This is a genomic window from Catellatospora tritici, assembly GCF_019083965.1.
GTDB classification, from domain to species: domain Bacteria; phylum Actinomycetota; class Actinomycetes; order Mycobacteriales; family Micromonosporaceae; genus Catellatospora; species Catellatospora tritici.
This window is the reverse complement of sequence record NZ_JAHRCY010000020.1, coordinates 35,765-51,974: the sequence shown is the minus strand read 5'-3', so window position 1 is coordinate 51,974 and position 16,210 is coordinate 35,765. Positions and strand designations below refer to the sequence as shown.

The window sequence follows — 16,210 nt, the reverse complement described above, 5'->3', positions numbered from 1 at the left end:
GAACTGTGTGGACTACCGGCAGTCGGCTGTGACGCCGACGACAATGGCAACAGAACGCAAAGGGCACGTGAACCCGCCGACTGGGCGGGCGTGCACGAACGGAAGAGGAGGCACGCGACAGTGAGCGCGACCGCTGGTCAGGCCGCCGAGGGCGTACGCAGCCTGGCGGACCGGTTCGGTATCGAGCCGGACATGGTGGTCATGGAGATGGGGTACGACGACGACGTCGACTTCGAGCTCCGTGACGCCCTGGCCGACGCATGCGGATCAGACCTGGTTGACGAGGACACCGACGAGGTCGTCGACGCGGTGCTGGTGTGGTACCGCGAGGACGACGGGGATCTGGTCGACCTGCTCGTCGACTCGATCGCCCCGCTCGCCGAGAGCGGCGTGGTGTGGCTGCTGACGCCCAAGTCGGGCCGGCCCGGACACGTCGAGCCGAGCGAGATCGCCGAGGCGGCACCCACCGCCGGACTTACCCAGACTTCCACCCTCAGCGCCGGCAAGGACTGGAGCGCGGCGCGGTTGGTGGCACCGAAGGCGGCGCGCGCACCCAAGCGTTGACGTCGGCCGCCGTCGTAGCGGCCTGCCCCACCCGGCAGGCCGCCAATCACGCCTGCGACCATGATCTGCGGCGCGGTCGGCGGGCGGCTCTGCCCGCGCCGGAGGCAGCAGCCGCCGAAGGTTTTTGGGGGAATCACCATGATCGAGGTCGGGACGCAGGCACCGGACTTCGTGCTCAAGGACCAGAACAACCAGGAAGTGCGGCTGTCGGACTTCCGCGGCGCCAAGAACGTGCTGCTGGTGTTCTACCCGCTCGCCTTCACCGGCATCTGCCAGGGCGAACTGTGCTCGGTCCGCGACAACATCGGCGACTTCGCCAACGACACGACCCAGGTCCTGTCGGTCAGCGTCGACTCCGTCTTCGCCCACAAGGTGTGGGCCGACCAGCAGGGTTACGACTTCCCGCTGCTGGCCGACTTCTGGCCGCACGGCGCGGTGGCCCAGGCGTACGGCGTCTTCAACGACGAGCGCGGGTTCGCCAACCGGGGCACCTTCGTGGTCGACCGCGATGGCGTCGTCCGGTACGCCGAGATGAACCTGCCCGGTGAGGCTCGCGATCAGGACGGCTGGCGCAAGGCCCTCGCCGCGCTGTGATCTCTTCCGGTGCGCCGGGGTTTCGAGATCTCGGCGCACCGTCAGGTAGGATGTCCGGGTTCCGTGCGGGCGCCTGCCCACCGGGCGCGTAGCTCAGCGGGAGAGCATCCGCCTTACAAGCGGAGGGTCGCAGGTTCGAACCCTGCCGCGCCCACTTCACGTGCCGAGTCCGGCCAGACCAAAAGGTGATCATGTCCAGCGCTCCGAAGACCACCGTCGTCGTGCCGACGTTCAACGAGCGGGATAACCTGCCCAAGCTGGTCGACCTGCTCGCGGCGCTGAAGATCCCCAACCTTGGCGTGCTGGTCGTCGACGACAATTCGCCGGACGGCACCGGCGAGGTCGCGGACAAGCTGGCCGTCGACGGACCGATCCCGGTCAGCGTGCTGCACCGCACCGAGAAGAACGGCCTCGGCCGGGCGTACGTGGCGGGCATGACGCGGGCGCTGGACGAGGGCGCCGACATCGTGATCCAGATGGATGCCGACCTGTCCCACCCGACCTCGGCCATCCCCGGCATGCTGGACAAGCTCGCCCACACCGACGCGGCCGTCGTGCTCGGCTCGCGCTACGTCCCCGGCGGCGCGCTGGCCAGCGACTGGCCCTGGCACCGCAAGGCCCTGTCGGCCTGGGCGAACTTCTACGTCAACGCGATCCTGCAGCTCAAGGTCAAGGACGCCACCGCCGGTTTCAAGGCGTGGCACGCCGACACCCTGCGCGCGATCGATGTCGCGTCGGTCCAGAGCAACGGGTATGCGTTCCAGGTGGAGATGAACTACCGCGTCGTGCGGCAGGGGATGCGCATCGCCGAGGTGCCGATCAAATTCGAGGAGCGCGCCGAGGGCGTCTCCAAGATGAGCCTGGGCGTCCAGGTGGAGTCCGCGATGGTCCCGTGGAAGCTCCGCTTCGGCAAGAAGCCGAACTGACCCACACCCGCCCCACACTCGTCGCCCGCGCCCCCGCCCCTCCCGGCGGGGGCGCTGCAGTTTCGGGGAAGGTGCGCGAATCTTGGCCCCGATTCCGGCACTTTCCCCGAAACTGCAGCATCCGGGCCGCCCGTGAGCGGCGCATCCGGACCGTCCGTGAGGGCGGGGCGCGGGGTCAGGGGGTGGTGAGGTTGGTGTGGGCGCGGCGGAGCAGCGCGTTGAACTGGGTCATCTCGGCGGGGGAGAAGTCGGCGAACATCCGCCCGACGGTACGTCCGAAGATCGGCGGCAGGTGCGGCAGCAGCGCCCGCCCGGTCGGGGTCAGCTCGATGACGACCGCCCGTCGATCCTCGGCGTGTGGGGCGCGCCGCAGCAGGCCCTTGCCCGCCAGGCGGTCGACCAGCCGGGTCATGCCCGCGGTGTCGGTGCCGAGGTCCCCGCGCAGGCTGCTCGGCGTGACCGGGCCGCCCGCGGCGTGCAGGAGCAGGGCCGCCTGCTGGGTGGTCAGGTCGTGCTGGGCGAACTGGCGGTCCAGCAGGTTGGTCAGTTCCCGGGAGACCTGGTGGAGCATGGACCCGCCGCCGAGGGCGGCGAAGTCGGGCGCGGGTTTGTCCATACCGTCGACTTTAGCTGTCGCGACTGTTGCTGTCATGCCTGTTGCTGTCATGACAGCTAATGGCCTATCGTCACCCGAATGAGCGACATCATGACCCCCGCCCGAGGAGGAAGCCCGCTGCACGTGATCATCGCCGGTGGCGGCCTCGGCGGTCTCTGCCTGGCCCAGAGCCTGCACCGTAGCGGCGTGAGCGCCGCCGTCCACGAGCGCGACGACTCCGCCCACAGCCGCGACCAGGGCTACCGGATCAGCCTCAAGGGCACCGGTGCCCAGGCGCTGCGCGCGTGCCTGCCGCCGCACCTGTACCAACTCGCCCAGGCCACCGCCATTCGCCAGGCCCGCCTGATGTCTTTCATGGACGACCAGCTGGTGCCGAGGTTCGCCAAGGACATCCCGCCCGCCACCGACGGCGGCTTCGGCGTCAACCGGCGTACGCTCCGGGAGATTCTGCTGGCCGAGCTGCCGGGGGTGCGCTTCGGCCGGGCCTGCCGCGGCTATGCCGCCACCGCCGACGGCCGGGTCGAGGCCCGGTTCGACGACGGCTCGACCGAGACCGGCGACCTGCTGGTCGGCGCCGACGGGACCGGCTCGGCGGTGCGCGCCCAGCTGCTGCCCGACGCCGGGCACGACGACCTGGGCTGGGCGCTGTATGGCCGCACCCCGCTCACCCCCGAACTGCTCGCCGCGACCCCTGACGTGCTGGTCGACAGCTTCAACCGGGTCGTGGCCGCCGACGGCAGCGCGTTCGCGGTCGCCACCTGCCGCCCGGTCACGCCGTACGCCGAGGCGGTGGCGCGGTTCGCGCCGCAGGTGCGGCTCACTCCCATCCAGGACTGCTTCTCGTGGACGATGACCGTGCACGGGCCGCTACCCAGGGGCGTGGACGCGGCCGGGCTGCACGCGTTGGCGACACGGACCGTGGCGGGCTTCCATCCGGCCGTACGCCGGATCGTGGCCGAGGCCGACGCGGCCGCGACCTTCCCGGTCGTGCTCAGCTCCGCGCGGCCGGTGGGTTTCTGGCGCGAGCCCGCGGTGACGCTGCTCGGCGACGCGGTCCACACCATGTCGCCGGGGCGCGGCGACGGCGCGAACATCGCGCTGCGCGACGCGAGTCTGCTGGGCGCGCTGCTGTCCGACGCGGCGCGCGGCGCGATGCCGCTGCTGCGGGCCAAGCAGGAGTACGAGGCGCAGATGCTGGACTACGGCTTCGCCGCCGTCGAGCAGTCCCGCACTGCTCCGTTCGCCCCGCCCCGCCCCGTCGGAGGCGGTGCCCTCGGGCTGCCGCCCTTCCTGCGCGGTCCCGCTTAGCGGCTACCAGCGGTCCGAGGTCGGCCATGCGCGCCCCTGACCGACGGGGAGCGCGCCCCTGACCGACGGGGAGGTTGTCGGGTGCTGCTAGAAAGTGCGCCATGGTCGACGGGGAAGGGCGGCGCCGAATGCGCCGTATCGTGCTGGTCGCGGCTGGTGCGGCGCTGGTGCTGGGCGCGGTACCGCCCGGACTCGCGCTGGTGGGCGCGCCGGGCTGGTGGAGCGGCGGTTCGCTCGCGGTCATGTTCGCGGCGTTCCTCGGACTGATCGTGGTCGGCAACGCCGTCAACCTGAGCGCCGTCGGCATGGCGGGCCTGGCTCATCGGCCGGCCCGGTTCACGGTCGCGGACGGGGCCTTCCTCGCCCGACCGCACGTGTCCCCGGCGTTCTCGGCCGTGAGCGTCCTGCTGGGTTGGGCCGTGATCGCGGGCGGCCTGGCCTGGCTCGTCATGACGGCCGACCGGGCGCTGTCGTCGGCGCCCGGCCTGCTGCTCGGCGCGGGGATGCTGCTGGTCATGCTGACGCTGGTGGGCTCGATCGCCGTCGCGGGGGCCTGGCAGGGGACGTGGCTTGCGCTGGAGCCGGTGGGGCTCACCATCAGGGCGGGCTGGTGGCGGCGTACGGTGCCCTGGGCGGCGCTGGCCCCGGGCGGTCCGCCGCGGGCGGTGTCGCCGATGTCCGTGCTGACGCTGGCGGTGGCGCGGCCCGAGCTGGTCGAGACCACCGGTTGGCTGCCGGGTGTCGGCACCGCGACGCGACCCCGGATCGGTCTGGCCTACGACGTCCATCCGGTGCTGTTGGCCGACGCGATCCGCTGGTACGCCGAGCACCCGGAGCACCGCGCGGCGATCGGCACGGCGGCCGAGCACGATCGGCTGCTGGCCGACCTGGGGGCTGCCCAGCCCGTGCCGCCGCCGTGGCCGCGCCCCGCGACCATCACCTGGGCCTCGTGGCTGGCCGTGGCCGGGGCGGTCTTCGGCGTGCTGTCCACCGCCGCCGAGATGGTCCTCACCGTCGTGAACGCGGACACGCTGACCGCGATCCAGTCGGCGCAGGACGCCGAGGAGGCGCGGCACACCGGCGAGCCGGTCGGACAATCCCTGCTGGGCGGGGTGGAGTTCGTCCGCCTGTGGACCCTGGGCGAGATCGCGGTCACGGTGGTGGGCCTGGTCGCGGCGCTGGCCTACGCCCGCGCGCTGCGGCGTGGTGAGTCGGCCGGGCGGACCGGGCTGCTGACCCTGTCCGGCCTGTGCCTGGCCTGGGCGCTGTGCCCGTTTCTGACCCCGCTGACGGCCCTGGCCGACGCCCGGGGTTTCGCGATCGTCCTTCCGGTACTCCTGCTGCTTGAACACGCGGTGGTCCTCAGCCTGGCCATAGTGGTGGTGGTGCTGCTGGTGGTCCCGGCTTCGGCGCGCTGGCTGGACCGTCACTGAAACATCTTTCATCCGGTCTGGCGTGCCAGCCCTTTGCCTAGACGTTGACCGGACGGCAAGCCGATTGTAACTTTGCTGAAAGATTTCAGCGAGGTTTCCATCGTGTATGGAGTGTCCCCATGAGACGACGCAGGCTCCTCCCTCTGGCGCTGTCGGCGGTCCTGGCCGCCGGAGCCGTCACCGGCGTCACCACCGCCCCCGCCGCGGCCGCCCCGTCCGGCACCAAGGACGTGATCGTCCAGCTCTTCGAATGGAACTGGCCCTCGGTCGCGGCCGAGTGCACCAACTTCCTCGGCCCGCGCGGCTACGGCTACGTGCAGGTCTCACCGCCCCAGGAGCACGCGACCGGCCAGCAGTGGTGGGTGGCGTACCAGCCGGTCAGCTACAAGATCGAGTCACGCAAGGGCACCCGGGCCCAGTTCCAGTCGATGGTCACCACCTGCCACAACGCGGGCGTCAAGGTGATCGTCGACGCCGTGATCAACCACATGACCGGCGTCGGCTCGGGCACCGGCTGGGCAGGCTCGACCTACACCTCGTACACGTATCCCGGGATCTACCAGACGCAGGACTTCCACCACTGCGGGCGCAACGGCAACGACGACATCGTCAACTACAACGACCGGTACGAGGTGCAGAACTGCGAGCTGGCCAACCTGGCCGACCTCAAGACCGAGAGTGACTACGTCCGCACGAAGATCGCCGGATACCTCAACGACCTGCTCACCCTGGGCGTGGACGGGTTCCGGCTGGACGCCAGCAAGCACATGCCCGCCGCCGACATCGCCGCCATCAAGGCCAAGCTGTCGCGCAGCGCGTACATCGTGCAGGAGGTCATCTTCGGGGCCGGTGAGCCGATCCTGCCGACGGAGTACACCGGCAACGGCGACGTGCACGAGTTCCGGTACGGCAAGGACCTGGGTCGGGTGTTCCGGTACGAGAAGCTGGCGTACCTGAACAACTTCGGCGAGCCGTGGGGCTACCTGACCACGAGCAAGGCGGTCGTGTTCACCGACAACCACGACACCCAGCGCGACGGCGGCGACATCCTCACCTACAAGGACAACGGAATCTACGCGCTGGCCAACGCGTTCATGCTGGCCTGGCCGTACGGCTCGCCCGCGGTGATGAGCAGCTACGAGTTCAGCAACCGTGACCAGGGTCCGCCGTCGAACTCGGCGGGCAAGACCAACAACTCCACCTGCTACACCGGCGGCTGGCGTTGTGAGCACCGCTGGCAGGTCATCGCCAACATGGTCGCCTTCCACAACACGGTCAAGGGCACCACCGTCGTCAACTGGTACGACAACGGCAACAACCACATCGCGTTCGGCCGTAACGGCAAGGGCTACCTGACCATCAACGACGAGGACAGCGCGGTCAACGGGCGGTCGTACCACACGAACGTGCCCGCCGGGCGCTACTGCGACGTCATCCACGGCGACTACACCGGCAGCTCCTGCACCGGCCCGGTGATCACGGTCGACGCCAACGGCTGGTTCGTCGCCAACGTCGCGGCGCACGACGCGATCGCGATCCACGTCGGCGCGAAGATCGGATAGTACGCCCGCTACCGGTATGAACCACGCGCCCCGGCTCTCCCCGGCCGGGGCGCGTGGCACCCTGGGGTGATGAGTGCCGTCAGCACGGACCCGGCCACCGCCGAGACCCGCGCCGCCGCCGAGACCTGCGCCGTGGACGAGACCTGCGACGTGGGCCTGTTCGGGCCGGACTCGGTCACCTGGCGCGTGCACGCCGAGCCGATCCTGTACGTCGCGGGCGTCCGCTCCCTGTTCCTGCAGGCGCTGCACCCGCGCGCCATCGCCGGGGTGGTGCAGAACTCGAACTACAAGACAGACCCGTGGGGCCGCCTGATCCGCACCGCCGAGTACGTCGGCACCGTGATCTTCGGGACCACAGCGCAGGCCAAGGCGGCCGGGCGGCGGGTGCGCGGGCTGCACGCGCGGATGCGGGCGGTCGATCGGCGGACCGGCGAGCAGTTCCGCATCGACGAGCCGGAGCTGCTGCGCTGGGTGCACGTGACCGAGGTGGAGTCGTTCGTCGGTACCGCCCGCCGGGCCGGGCTGGAGCTGACCGACGCCGAGGTGGACCGTTACTTCACCGAGCAGCGGGCGGCGGCCGCGCTGATCGGGCTCGACCCCGAGACCGTGCCCGGCACCGCCGCCGAGGTGGCCGCCTACTACCGGTCCATGCGCCCGGCCCTGAAGATGACCAGGGAATGCGCCGACACGCTGCGCTTCCTGATGGCCCCGCCGCTGCCCTGGCACCTGGGCCTGACCCCGGCCCGCCTGCTGTACACGGGCGTGGCCGCCACCGCGTTCGCCCTGCAGCCGCCCTGGGCTCGCCGCATCTACGGCAGCATCGCCCTGCCCACCACGGACGTCTCCGCCTCGATCTCGGTCCGCGCGCTGCGCCTTGCGGCGAAGGCCCTGCCGGAGCGGCTACTGCGCGGCCCGATCTACCGTGACGCGCTGCGGCGGGCCGCTGTGGCGGCGACGTCGGCCACCTGACCCGCCCCCGTCCGCACCAGCCGCCCGCAACCGCCTGCGGTGGCGTTGGAGAAGGGGCCCTTCCTTACCTCAGGTCCAGGCGGGGGAGGGGGATTGGGACTGTTGGGCTTCGGGGGAGACGCGGGGGTCGGTCGCGTTGAACGCCTCCCACCAGCGCACTCCGGCGGCGATGAAGGCGGTCAGCGGGACGGCTGAGCCGTCGGCGCGTTCGACCTCCAGGCGTTCGAACCGGATGTCGCCCTCGATGCAGTAGCCGATGTCGCCGCCCGGCTCGGCCCGGCCGCACTCGCAGAACCAGTACAGGGTGTGTGTGTCGGGACCCTCGGCGGGGCCGTTGGGCGAGGTGAGCGAGAAGCTGACCTCTTCGGGCCAGTCCTGGGTCAGCTGCGGGTCGTCGACGAAGGTCCAGCCGTACATCGGGTTCGACCAGCCGACCGAGGCCAGGAACCGGTCCGCGTCGTCGGCGTCGGCCAGCGTGATCGCGCGGCCGTAGTCGCGGCTGTTGCTGCGGTCGGTGCGCAGCAGCACGCGCAGCTGCGAGACGCCGGTGAAGATCAGGGCCCGCCGGGTGTCGGGGTCGGCCGGGCCCTCCTCGGGCAGCGCCAGCACGTGCAGCAGCAACCGCACCGTGCGGCCGGGCCAGTAGACGCGCAGCCCGACCACGTCGGCCTCGTTCAGCGCGGTGTTGAGGCCCGCCACGACGGATCGATCCTGGAGCATGGCCACATCATCGCGCGACAGTGACGTTCGCGCATGGACCGATCGACCCGATCGACAGTACACCTGGCCGAACGGCGGGTAACGGTGGGGCGAGCGGGCCTCTCGCCGCAGCGCCGATCTAGCCCTAAGGTGTCGACATGCGAGTTAGGGGATACGCGCCTGCCACGCCGTGCTGGGCGGAGTACGCCGCAGCCGACGTCGCCGGGGCGACGGCGTTCTACGCGGCCATGTTCGGGTGGGAGCCGGGGGAGGTGTTCTCGCTGGACGGTCGGGCCGTGGCGGGGATCAGACCGGGCGCGCCCGGACGGCCCTCCGCCTGGCTCGAGTACATCTGCGTGCAGAGCGTGGACGACGCGGTGGAGACGGTGGCGGAGGCCGGTGGCACCGTGCTGATGCCGCCCACCGACCGGGGCGCGCGCGGCCGGACAGCGCTGTGCGCCGACGCCGAGGGCGCCGTGTTCGGGCTCTGGCAGAAGGGCACCTTCGCCGGTGCCGAGCTGAACAACGAGCCGGACACCCAGTGCTGGACCGAGGTGGTCGCGCGCGACGAGGCCGCCGCGGTGTCGTTCTACGGCAAGGCTTTCGGCTGGTACGAGCGCAAGGGCGAGATCGTCGAGGGGGTTCCGTACATCGAGTGGCTGGTGGAGAGCCGGACCGTCGGCGGCCTGTCGGTCATGGACTCCCGCTACCCGATGGACGCGCCCGCGCACTGGCGGGTCACCTTCGAGGTCAGCGACTGTGCTCGGGCCGTGGCCCGCTGCCAGGAGCTGGGCGGTCGGGTGCTGACCGGTCCGCTGGAGATGCCGGTGGGCAACTACGCGATGCTCAGCGACCCGCACGGTGCCATGTTCGCGATCATCGAGCTGTCCGAGCTCGTCCTGGAGACGCTGGGCCGGTGATGGGCGACCGGCTGCGGGGGCTGTGGGACTTCGCCGATCTCGACACGACGTGGCAGCGGTTGTCGGCCCGGCTCGAAGCCGAGCCGGGCGACACCGGCCGGGCCGAGGTGCTGACGCAGCTCGCGCGGGTGCACGGGCTGCGTGGCGACTTCGCCGCCGGGGACGAGCTGGTCGACCGGGCCGAGGAGCTGGCCGGGTCGGTGCCGGTGGTGCGGGCCAGGGCACGACTGGAGCGCGGACGGCTGCGGCGCAGCGGCGGTGACGCCGCCGCGGCGCTGCCGCTGTTCACCGAGGCGTACGAGCTGGCCCGCGCCGACACCGACTCCTCGGCCGAGTTCGTGGCGGTCGACGCCGCGCACATGGTGGCGCTGGTGCAGCCCGCCGCCGCCGACCGGCGGGCGTGGACCGAGACGGCGCTGGCCCAGGCCCGCGCGTCGGCCGACCCCGAGGTGCGCCGCTGGCAGGGTTCGCTGCTCAACAACCTGGGCTGGGACCTGCTGGAGGCGGACGAGCTCGAACCGGCGCTGGACGCGTTCCGGCAGGCGCTGGCGGTGCGCCAGGCCTACCCGGACCAGCCCGCCCTGGTCCCGATCGCCCGCTACGCCGTGGCCAAGGCGCTGCGGCTGCTCGGCCGCCCCGCCGAGGCGCTGCCGGAACTGGAACTGGCCGTCACCGAGGCGGCGTCCCCGGACGGCTGGCTGTTCGAGGAGCTGGCTCTGTCGTACGCCCAGGCCGGACGCCCAGCCGACGCGGCCGCACCGGCCCGCACGGCCCTGGACCTGCTACCCGGCTGCGACCCCGCCTTCGCCACCGACCCCACCCGCACCGCCGCCCTCACCCTCCTGTCCCAGAGCTGAGGAAGGGCCCTTCATCGGCTCGCGTCAGCGAGACGAGCAGAAACGATAGTCGCCTCGCGTGGCGGAAGGGCCCCTTCTTGACGCGGCGTCTCAGGCGTCGGTGCGCAGGCGGGTGCGCAGGGCGGCGATCTCCGCCTCGGTCAGGCCGGCGCCGGTCAGGTAGCCCTCGATCGAGCCGTGGCACTGCCGCAGCTCGGTCAGGAACAGCAGCATCGCCTCGGCCGGGGTGCTGGCCAGGTACGGCTCCAGCGGCGGTTTGCCCGGCCGGTGCCGCTCGCGCCAGGCCAGGAACCGGGCCGTGCCGTGTTCGGTGCGGTGGTAGTCGGCGGCGATGTCCGCGTCGGCCACCCCGCACAGCGCCAACACCAGCGCCACCACCACGCCGGTGCGGTCGCGCCCGCCCCAGCAGTGCACCACCGCCGGGCCGCAGTCGGGGTCGGCGAGGATCCGCACCGCCGCCACGATGTCTTCGGCGGCGTGCACCGCCGCCTCGTGATAGCGCTCGGTCAGGAACGCGGCCACCCCGTCGGCCGAGGAGAAGTCCTCGTGCCGCCACATCGGATTGTTCAGCGGCACGTTGTGCCAGCGCTCGCAGGCCCACTGCGGCGCCCGGCCGTAGCGGTCCAGCTCCACCTGCTTGCGCAGGTCGATGACGGTACGGACACCCAGCGCCGCGTACGCCTCCCGGTCGGACTCGGCCAGGTCGCACAGCGCGTCGGAGCGGTACAGCAACCCCGCCGGCACCATCGCGCCGTCGCTGGTGGCGACCCCGCCCGCGTCGCGGAAGTTGAAGACCGTGCCCGCGAAGTCCAGCATCTCGGCGCTCACCGCAGCAGTAGCCGTTCGCGCAGCATGCCGATCCGCTCCGGCTGCAGCCCGGAGCCGACCAGATACTCCTGCACCGATCCGTACCGCTGCCGCAGCTCGCGCAGCGTGAGCAGCATCGCCTCGGCCGGTGTCTGCTGGTAGACCACCGGGGTCGGCACATTCGCCTGGTCCGGATGGGCCTGGATGAACCAGCGGGTGAACGCCGCCTCGCTACGCCCGGTGAGCGCGTAGTCCAGGGCGATCTCCTCGTCGGGGACGCCGAGCAGGTCCAGCGTCAGCGCGACGATCAGGCCGGTGCGGTCCTTGCCCGCCAGACAGTGCACCACGGTGGGGCCGTTGTCCGGGTCGGTGAGCATCCCGATCACCCGGGCGATGTCGGCCCGGCCGTGGTGGGCCAGCTCGAGGTAGCGTTCGGCCAGCCAGCGGGCCACCCCGGTCTCGGCGGTGTAGGTGCTGTGGTCCCAGAGCGGGTGCTCGAGGTGGTTGTGCCGCCACACCACCCCGGTCCACTCCGGCACCCGCCCGTACGAGGCGACCTCGGTGGGGCGGCGCAGGTCGATCACGGTGCGGATACGCAGCGCCCCGAACGAATCGCGGTCGGCCTCCACCAGGCGGCTCAGGTTGTCCGACCGGAACACGGTGCCCGGCCGGACCACGGCCCCGCCGGCGGCGGGAAGCCCGCCCAGGTCACGGAAGTTGAAGACGGCGGTGAACGTGATGCTGCGGTCGGGCGTGATCGTCACGCCCCTACCGTAGTGTCCGAGCGGGTCCCGCTCCACCGCCGCCCGCCTCGACGCGTCGTCCCGTCAGCCGAGCTGGACGGACCGCTTGGCCAGCCCCATCCAGAACCCGTCGATGACGCTGCGCTGTCGGTCCAGGTCGGACTCGCCCGCGCCCAGGGTGACGAACAGTGGCGCGAAGTGCTCAGTGCGCGGGTGCGCCATCCGGCCCGACGGCGCGGCGTGCAGGAAGTCGAGCAGGCCGTCGACGTCACGGGCGGCCAGTGCCTGGGCGCCCCAGTCGTCGAACTCCGCCGACCAGCCCTGCACGGGGGCGTCGGCGCCGAGGAACGCGTACGGCATCGCGGCGCGCAGGTTGTGCGTGAAGAAGCCGGAGCCCACGATGAGCACACCCTCGTCGCGCAGCGGCGCCAGCCGTCGCCCGATCTCCAACAGCGCGCGCGGGTCCAGCGTCGGCATGGAGATCTGCAGCACCGGGATGCCGGCGTCGGGGTACATCTCCTTGAGCGGCACGTACGCGCCGTGGTCGAGGCCGCGGTCGGGCACGTCGACGACGGGGCGGCCGGGGCCGCGCAGCAGCCCGCGGACCTTCTCGGCCAGCTCGGGTGCGCCCGGGGCCGGGTAGGTGACCTCGTAGTACCGGCGCTCGAAGCCGCCGAAGTCGTACACCAGCGGGACGGTCTCGGTCGCGCCCAGCGCCAGCGGGGCGTTCTCCCAGTGCGCGGAGACCATGAGGATCGCGGTGGGGCGGGGCAGGTCGGCGGACCAGTCCGCCAGCTGGCGGGTCCACAGCAGGTCGTCGGCCAGCGGCGGGGCGCCGTGGCTGAGGTAGAGAGCGGGCATGCGGGTCGTCACGCCAACCAGAGTACTTGAGCGTTCAACTATTTGCCCCCACTGTGGCCCGAGAGTAAGGAAGGGCACCTTCTTATCGCTTTCCGTAGGGGAAGGGCCCCTTCTTAACACCCCTTCCGCCGGCGAGCGGTGGCGTGGGAAGGGCCGGTGGCGGCGGATGTCAAGAAGGGCCCCTTCTACATCGCAAAGCGATAAGAAGGGGCCCTCCCTTGCCTCAGGCGAGGGCGGACTCGGCGTCGAGGGTTACTGCGGCGGCGTGGATGACGGACGCGATGCGCAGGGCCTCGTGCACGGCCTCGCGGCCGACACCGGTGCCGATCAGGGTCTTCTCGTGCGACTCCAGGCAGACGCCGCAGCCGGTGATGGCCGAGACGGCCAGGCTCCACAGCTCGAAGTCGGCCTTGTCGACGCCCGGGTTGCCGATGATCTGCATGCGCAGGCGGGCCGGGAGCGTCTGGTACGCCTCGTCGCCGATCAGGTGCTTGGACCGGTAGTAGACGTTGTTCATCGCCATGATCGACGCCGCGCCCTTGGCCGCCTCGACCGCCTCGGGCTTGAGGTGGTCGGCGGCCTCGGCCGCGATCTCGCGCAGCACGGTCGCGTTGCGCGCGGCCACCGCGCAGGCCAGCGCGGTGCCCCACAGCTGCTGCTCGGTCAGCGGCGAGGTGCCCAGCACGCTGCCGAGGTTGAGCTTGGTGTCGCGGGCGTACGCGGGCAGCGCCGCCTTGATCGCCTCGAGGCCCATCAGGCGGCCAGCAGCGCGGCGGCGTCCAGGGTCTGGCCGCCCTTGTTCCAGTTGCACGGGCACAGCTCGTCGGTCTGCAGGGCGTCGAGCACCCGCAGCACCTCGGCCACGTTGCGGCCGACCGAGCCCGCGGTCACCATCACGAACTGGATCTCGTTGTTCGGGTCGACGATGAAGGTCGCGCGCTGTGCCACGCCGTCCTCGCCCAGCACGCCCGCGGCGGCCGACAGCTCGCGCTTGACGTCGGCCAGCATCGGGAACGGCAGCTCGCGCAGGTCGGGGTGGTTCTTGCGCCAGGCGTGGTGCACGAACTCGTTGTCGACCGACCAGCCCAGCACCTGGGCGTCGCGGTCGGCGAACTCGCCGTTCAGGCGGCCGAACTCGGCGATCTCGGTCGGACAGACGAAGGTGAAGTCCTTGGGCCAGCTGAACAGGACCCGCCACTTGCCCTCGTAGGTCTTGTGGGTGATCGTCTCAAACGCCTTGTCCGCGTCCAGCGAGACGCAGGCGGTGAGTTCGTAGGCCGGGAAGTGGTCGCCGACGGTGAGCACGCAGAATCCTCCGTACATGGTGCTTTCTTGAGCAGTTCAAGATTAGACACGGGGTCATGACCTGCGGATTGCGTGATCGTGACATTGTGGCACCTGCCACAGGGCCTGTGGCCTGCCGTATCCCGCCGAATCGCGCCACGTTGTCCCGGAATACGGGAGCTTGCTGGCCTGAGCGTCGTAAAAGTGGGACGCTACCGAGCGTGATCCACCTCGCACTGATTATTCGCAGCCAGCGCGCCGGCACCGCCTGAACTCTCAGGCCCCTCGCCGACGCGCAGACCTCCCGCGACCGCGGGGGGTCTTTTGTTTTGCAGGTCTTGTTTTGCGGCGTCTTTGTTTTGCGCGTCTTTCTGGCGTACCGGAACGGCGCCCGGCATCAAGGTCCATCCACAGCAGCATGCGGCTCAGGAGGAGCGACATCATGCAGATCTTCGACACCACGCTGCGCGACGGGGCACAGCGCGAGGGGATCACGTACTCGGTAGCCGACAAGCTCGCGGTGGCGCGGCTGCTCGATCAGTTCGGCGTCGGCTTCATCGAGGGCGGCTGGCCCGGTGCCGTGCCCAAGGACACCGAGTTCTTCGCCCGTGCCCAGACCGAGTTGCAGCTCAAACACGCCGTGCTGGTCGCGTTCGGCTCGACCCGCAAGGCCGGTGTCCCGGTCGCCGCGGACCAGCAGATCGCGGGCCTGCTCGCGGCGGGCACCCCGGCGGTGTGCCTGGTCGCCAAGTCCGACCGGCGGCACGTGGAACGGGCGCTACGCACCACGCCGGAGGAGAACCTGGCCATGGTCCGCGACAGCGTGACCCACCTGCGCGAGCAGGGTCGCCGCGTCTTCGTCGACTGCGAGCACTTCTTCGACGGCTTCCGGTTCGACCCCGACTACACCGCCTCGGTCGTGCGCGCCGCCCTGGACGCCGGGGCCGAGCGGGTGGTGCTGTGCGACACCAACGGCGGCATGCTGCCCTCGCAGGTCAGCCGGGCCATCGAGGCGCTGTGCGGGCGCCTGGGCATCGAGCCCGAGGTGCTCGGCATGCACGCCCAGAACGACACCGCCTGCGCCGTCGCCAACACCATCGCCGCGGTGGAGGCGGGCGTACGGCACGTGCAGGGCACCGCGAACGGCTACGGCGAGCGCCCCGGCAACGCCGACCTGTTCGCGATCGTGGCGAACCTGCAACTGAAGCTTGGCATGACCGTCCTACCGGAGGGCTGCCTGGAACAGATGGCGCACGTTTCGCACGCCATCGCCGAGATCGCCAACATCGCACCCGACACCCACCAGGCCTACGTCGGGTCCGCCGCCTTCGCCCACAAGGCAGGGCTGCACGCGAGTGCGATCAAAGTCGACCCCGCGCTCTACAACCATGTGGATCCCGCGGTCGTCGGCAACAACATGGCGATCCTCGTCACCGAGATGGCCGGCCGGGCCAGCATCGAGCTCAAGAGCCGCGAGCTCGGGCTGGACCTGGCCGCCCATCCGGACACCCTGTCCAAGGTCACCAACCGGGTGAAGGAGCTGGAGGCGGCGGGCTGGTCGTTCGAGGCGGCCGACGCGTCGTTCGAGCTGCTGGTGCGCGAGTCGCTGGGGGAGCAGACGACCCCGTTCACGCTGGAGTCGTACCGCGTGATCGTGGAGCATCGCGAGGACGGGGCGGTGGTCAGCGAGGCGACCGTGAAGCTGCGCGTGCGCGGCGAGCGGGTGATCGCCACCGCCGAGGGCAACGGCCCGGTCAACGCGCTGGACCAGGCGCTGCGCCAGTCGCTGTCGCGGCACTACCCGCAGCTGGCCGGGTTGGAACTGGCCGACTACAAGGTGCGCATCCTGGCCGGGTCGCACGGCACGGACGCGGTGACCCGGGTGCTGGTCGAGACGGTCGACGCCGACGGTCGGGACTGGACCACGGTCGGCGTGCACGAGAACGTGGTCGAGGCGAGCTGGCGGGCGCTGGTCGACGCGCTGGCCTACGGCGTGACCGCCGCGGGCGGTGACCGCCGGGTGCGCTCCGGGCACTGAGCGTGCAGGTTTACTTCATGAACACATCA

The 16,210-nt window shown here is 71.1% G+C and carries 17 protein-coding genes and 1 tRNA gene; 11 read left to right on the top strand and 7 right to left on the bottom strand.

Translation table 11 applies throughout. The features are described 5' to 3' along the window. Window positions 1-120 precede the first annotated feature (120 nt). The 4 genes from KUA19_RS32920 to KUA19_RS32905 all read left to right on the top strand — a co-directional run bounded on the left by KUA19_RS32920 (window position 121) and on the right by KUA19_RS32905 (window position 2,084). Window positions 121-564, top strand: coding sequence for a DUF3052 domain-containing protein (locus KUA19_RS32920; RefSeq protein ID WP_212826107.1), 444 nt, complete (start codon window positions 121-123; stop codon window positions 562-564). A gap of 138 nt (window positions 565-702) precedes the next feature. Then, window positions 703-1,158 carry a peroxiredoxin gene (locus KUA19_RS32915; RefSeq protein WP_217402398.1) on the top strand — a complete coding sequence of 152 codons (456 nt, stop codon included), beginning with the start codon at window positions 703-705 and terminating at the stop codon, window positions 1,156-1,158. A gap of 82 nt (window positions 1,159-1,240) precedes the next feature. Continuing rightward, window positions 1,241-1,312, top strand: a tRNA-Val gene (locus KUA19_RS32910). Between the two features lie 37 nt (window positions 1,313-1,349). Continuing rightward, window positions 1,350-2,084: a polyprenol monophosphomannose synthase gene (locus KUA19_RS32905; RefSeq protein ID WP_217402396.1), complete on the top strand. Its 735-nt coding sequence runs from the start codon at window positions 1,350-1,352 to the stop codon at window positions 2,082-2,084. A gap of 175 nt (window positions 2,085-2,259) precedes the next feature. Here the strand turns inward: KUA19_RS32905 and KUA19_RS32900 are convergent, their stop codons facing one another. After that, window positions 2,260-2,700, bottom strand: coding sequence for a MarR family winged helix-turn-helix transcriptional regulator (locus KUA19_RS32900; RefSeq protein WP_217402394.1), 441 nt, complete (start codon window positions 2,698-2,700; stop codon window positions 2,260-2,262). A gap of 78 nt (window positions 2,701-2,778) precedes the next feature. On the opposite strand from KUA19_RS32900, the gene KUA19_RS32895 reads away from it, so the two are divergent. The 4 genes from KUA19_RS32895 (at window position 2,779) to KUA19_RS32880 (ending at window position 7,972) form a co-directional block, all read left to right on the top strand. After that, window positions 2,779-4,008 carry an FAD-dependent oxidoreductase gene (locus tag KUA19_RS32895; RefSeq protein WP_217402392.1) on the top strand — a complete coding sequence of 410 codons (1,230 nt, stop codon included), beginning with the start codon at window positions 2,779-2,781 and terminating at the stop codon, window positions 4,006-4,008. Window positions 4,009-4,136: 128 nt separating this feature from the next. Beyond that, on the top strand, window positions 4,137-5,441 hold the full coding sequence (locus KUA19_RS32890) for a hypothetical protein (protein WP_217402390.1): 1,305 nt from the start codon (window positions 4,137-4,139) through the stop codon (window positions 5,439-5,441). 119 nt (window positions 5,442-5,560) lie between these two features. Next, window positions 5,561-7,003 (top strand): alpha-amylase, encoded by a 1,443-nt coding sequence (locus KUA19_RS32885; protein ID WP_217402389.1) that lies wholly within the window; start codon window positions 5,561-5,563, stop codon window positions 7,001-7,003. Between the two features lie 69 nt (window positions 7,004-7,072). Continuing rightward, entirely contained in the window at window positions 7,073-7,972 is a 900-nt protein-coding gene (locus KUA19_RS32880) for an oxygenase MpaB family protein (protein WP_217402388.1), read from the top strand. Window positions 7,973-8,041: 69 nt separating this feature from the next. Here KUA19_RS32880 and KUA19_RS32875 read toward each other — a convergent pair whose 3' ends face one another. Then, window positions 8,042-8,692 (bottom strand): hypothetical protein, encoded by a 651-nt coding sequence (locus tag KUA19_RS32875; protein ID WP_217402387.1) that lies wholly within the window; start codon window positions 8,690-8,692, stop codon window positions 8,042-8,044. A gap of 137 nt (window positions 8,693-8,829) precedes the next feature. On the opposite strand from KUA19_RS32875, the gene KUA19_RS32870 reads away from it, so the two are divergent. After that, a complete protein-coding gene (locus tag KUA19_RS32870) occupies window positions 8,830-9,591 on the top strand; it encodes a VOC family protein (protein ID WP_217402386.1) in 762 nt (253 codons plus the stop codon). Then, the gene (locus KUA19_RS32865; RefSeq protein ID WP_217402385.1) at window positions 9,588-10,448 is read left to right on the top strand and encodes a tetratricopeptide repeat-containing protein; all 861 of its coding nucleotides are present in this window, start codon (window positions 9,588-9,590) and stop codon (window positions 10,446-10,448) included. Before KUA19_RS32870 ends, KUA19_RS32865 begins: the two co-directional genes overlap by 4 nt. A gap of 90 nt (window positions 10,449-10,538) precedes the next feature. On the opposite strand, the gene KUA19_RS32860 is transcribed toward KUA19_RS32865, so the two are convergent. The 5 genes from KUA19_RS32860 to KUA19_RS32840 form a co-directional block, all read right to left on the bottom strand. Continuing rightward, the gene (locus tag KUA19_RS32860) at window positions 10,539-11,276 is read right to left on the bottom strand and encodes a tyrosine-protein phosphatase (protein ID WP_217402384.1); all 738 of its coding nucleotides are present in this window, start codon (window positions 11,274-11,276) and stop codon (window positions 10,539-10,541) included. Further along, entirely contained in the window at window positions 11,273-12,019 is a 747-nt protein-coding gene (locus tag KUA19_RS32855; RefSeq protein WP_217402383.1) for a tyrosine-protein phosphatase, read from the bottom strand. The genes KUA19_RS32860 and KUA19_RS32855 overlap by 4 nt, the downstream gene beginning before the upstream one ends. Window positions 12,020-12,082: 63 nt before the next feature. After that, window positions 12,083-12,871 carry a dioxygenase family protein gene (locus KUA19_RS32850; RefSeq protein WP_308167780.1) on the bottom strand — a complete coding sequence of 263 codons (789 nt, stop codon included), beginning with the start codon at window positions 12,869-12,871 and terminating at the stop codon, window positions 12,083-12,085. Window positions 12,872-13,082: 211 nt separating this feature from the next. Next, on the bottom strand, window positions 13,083-13,613 hold the full coding sequence (ahpD, locus tag KUA19_RS32845; RefSeq protein ID WP_217402381.1) for an alkylhydroperoxidase, AhpD family: 531 nt from the start codon (window positions 13,611-13,613) through the stop codon (window positions 13,083-13,085). Then, on the bottom strand, window positions 13,613-14,182 hold the full coding sequence (locus KUA19_RS32840; RefSeq protein ID WP_217402379.1) for a peroxiredoxin: 570 nt from the start codon (window positions 14,180-14,182) through the stop codon (window positions 13,613-13,615). The genes ahpD and KUA19_RS32840 overlap by 1 nt, the downstream gene beginning before the upstream one ends. Before the next feature lie 403 nt (window positions 14,183-14,585). On the opposite strand from KUA19_RS32840, the gene cimA reads away from it, so the two are divergent. Further along, window positions 14,586-16,181, top strand: coding sequence for a citramalate synthase (gene cimA, locus KUA19_RS32835; RefSeq protein ID WP_217402377.1), 1,596 nt, complete (start codon window positions 14,586-14,588; stop codon window positions 16,179-16,181). Window positions 16,182-16,210 lie beyond the last annotated feature (29 nt).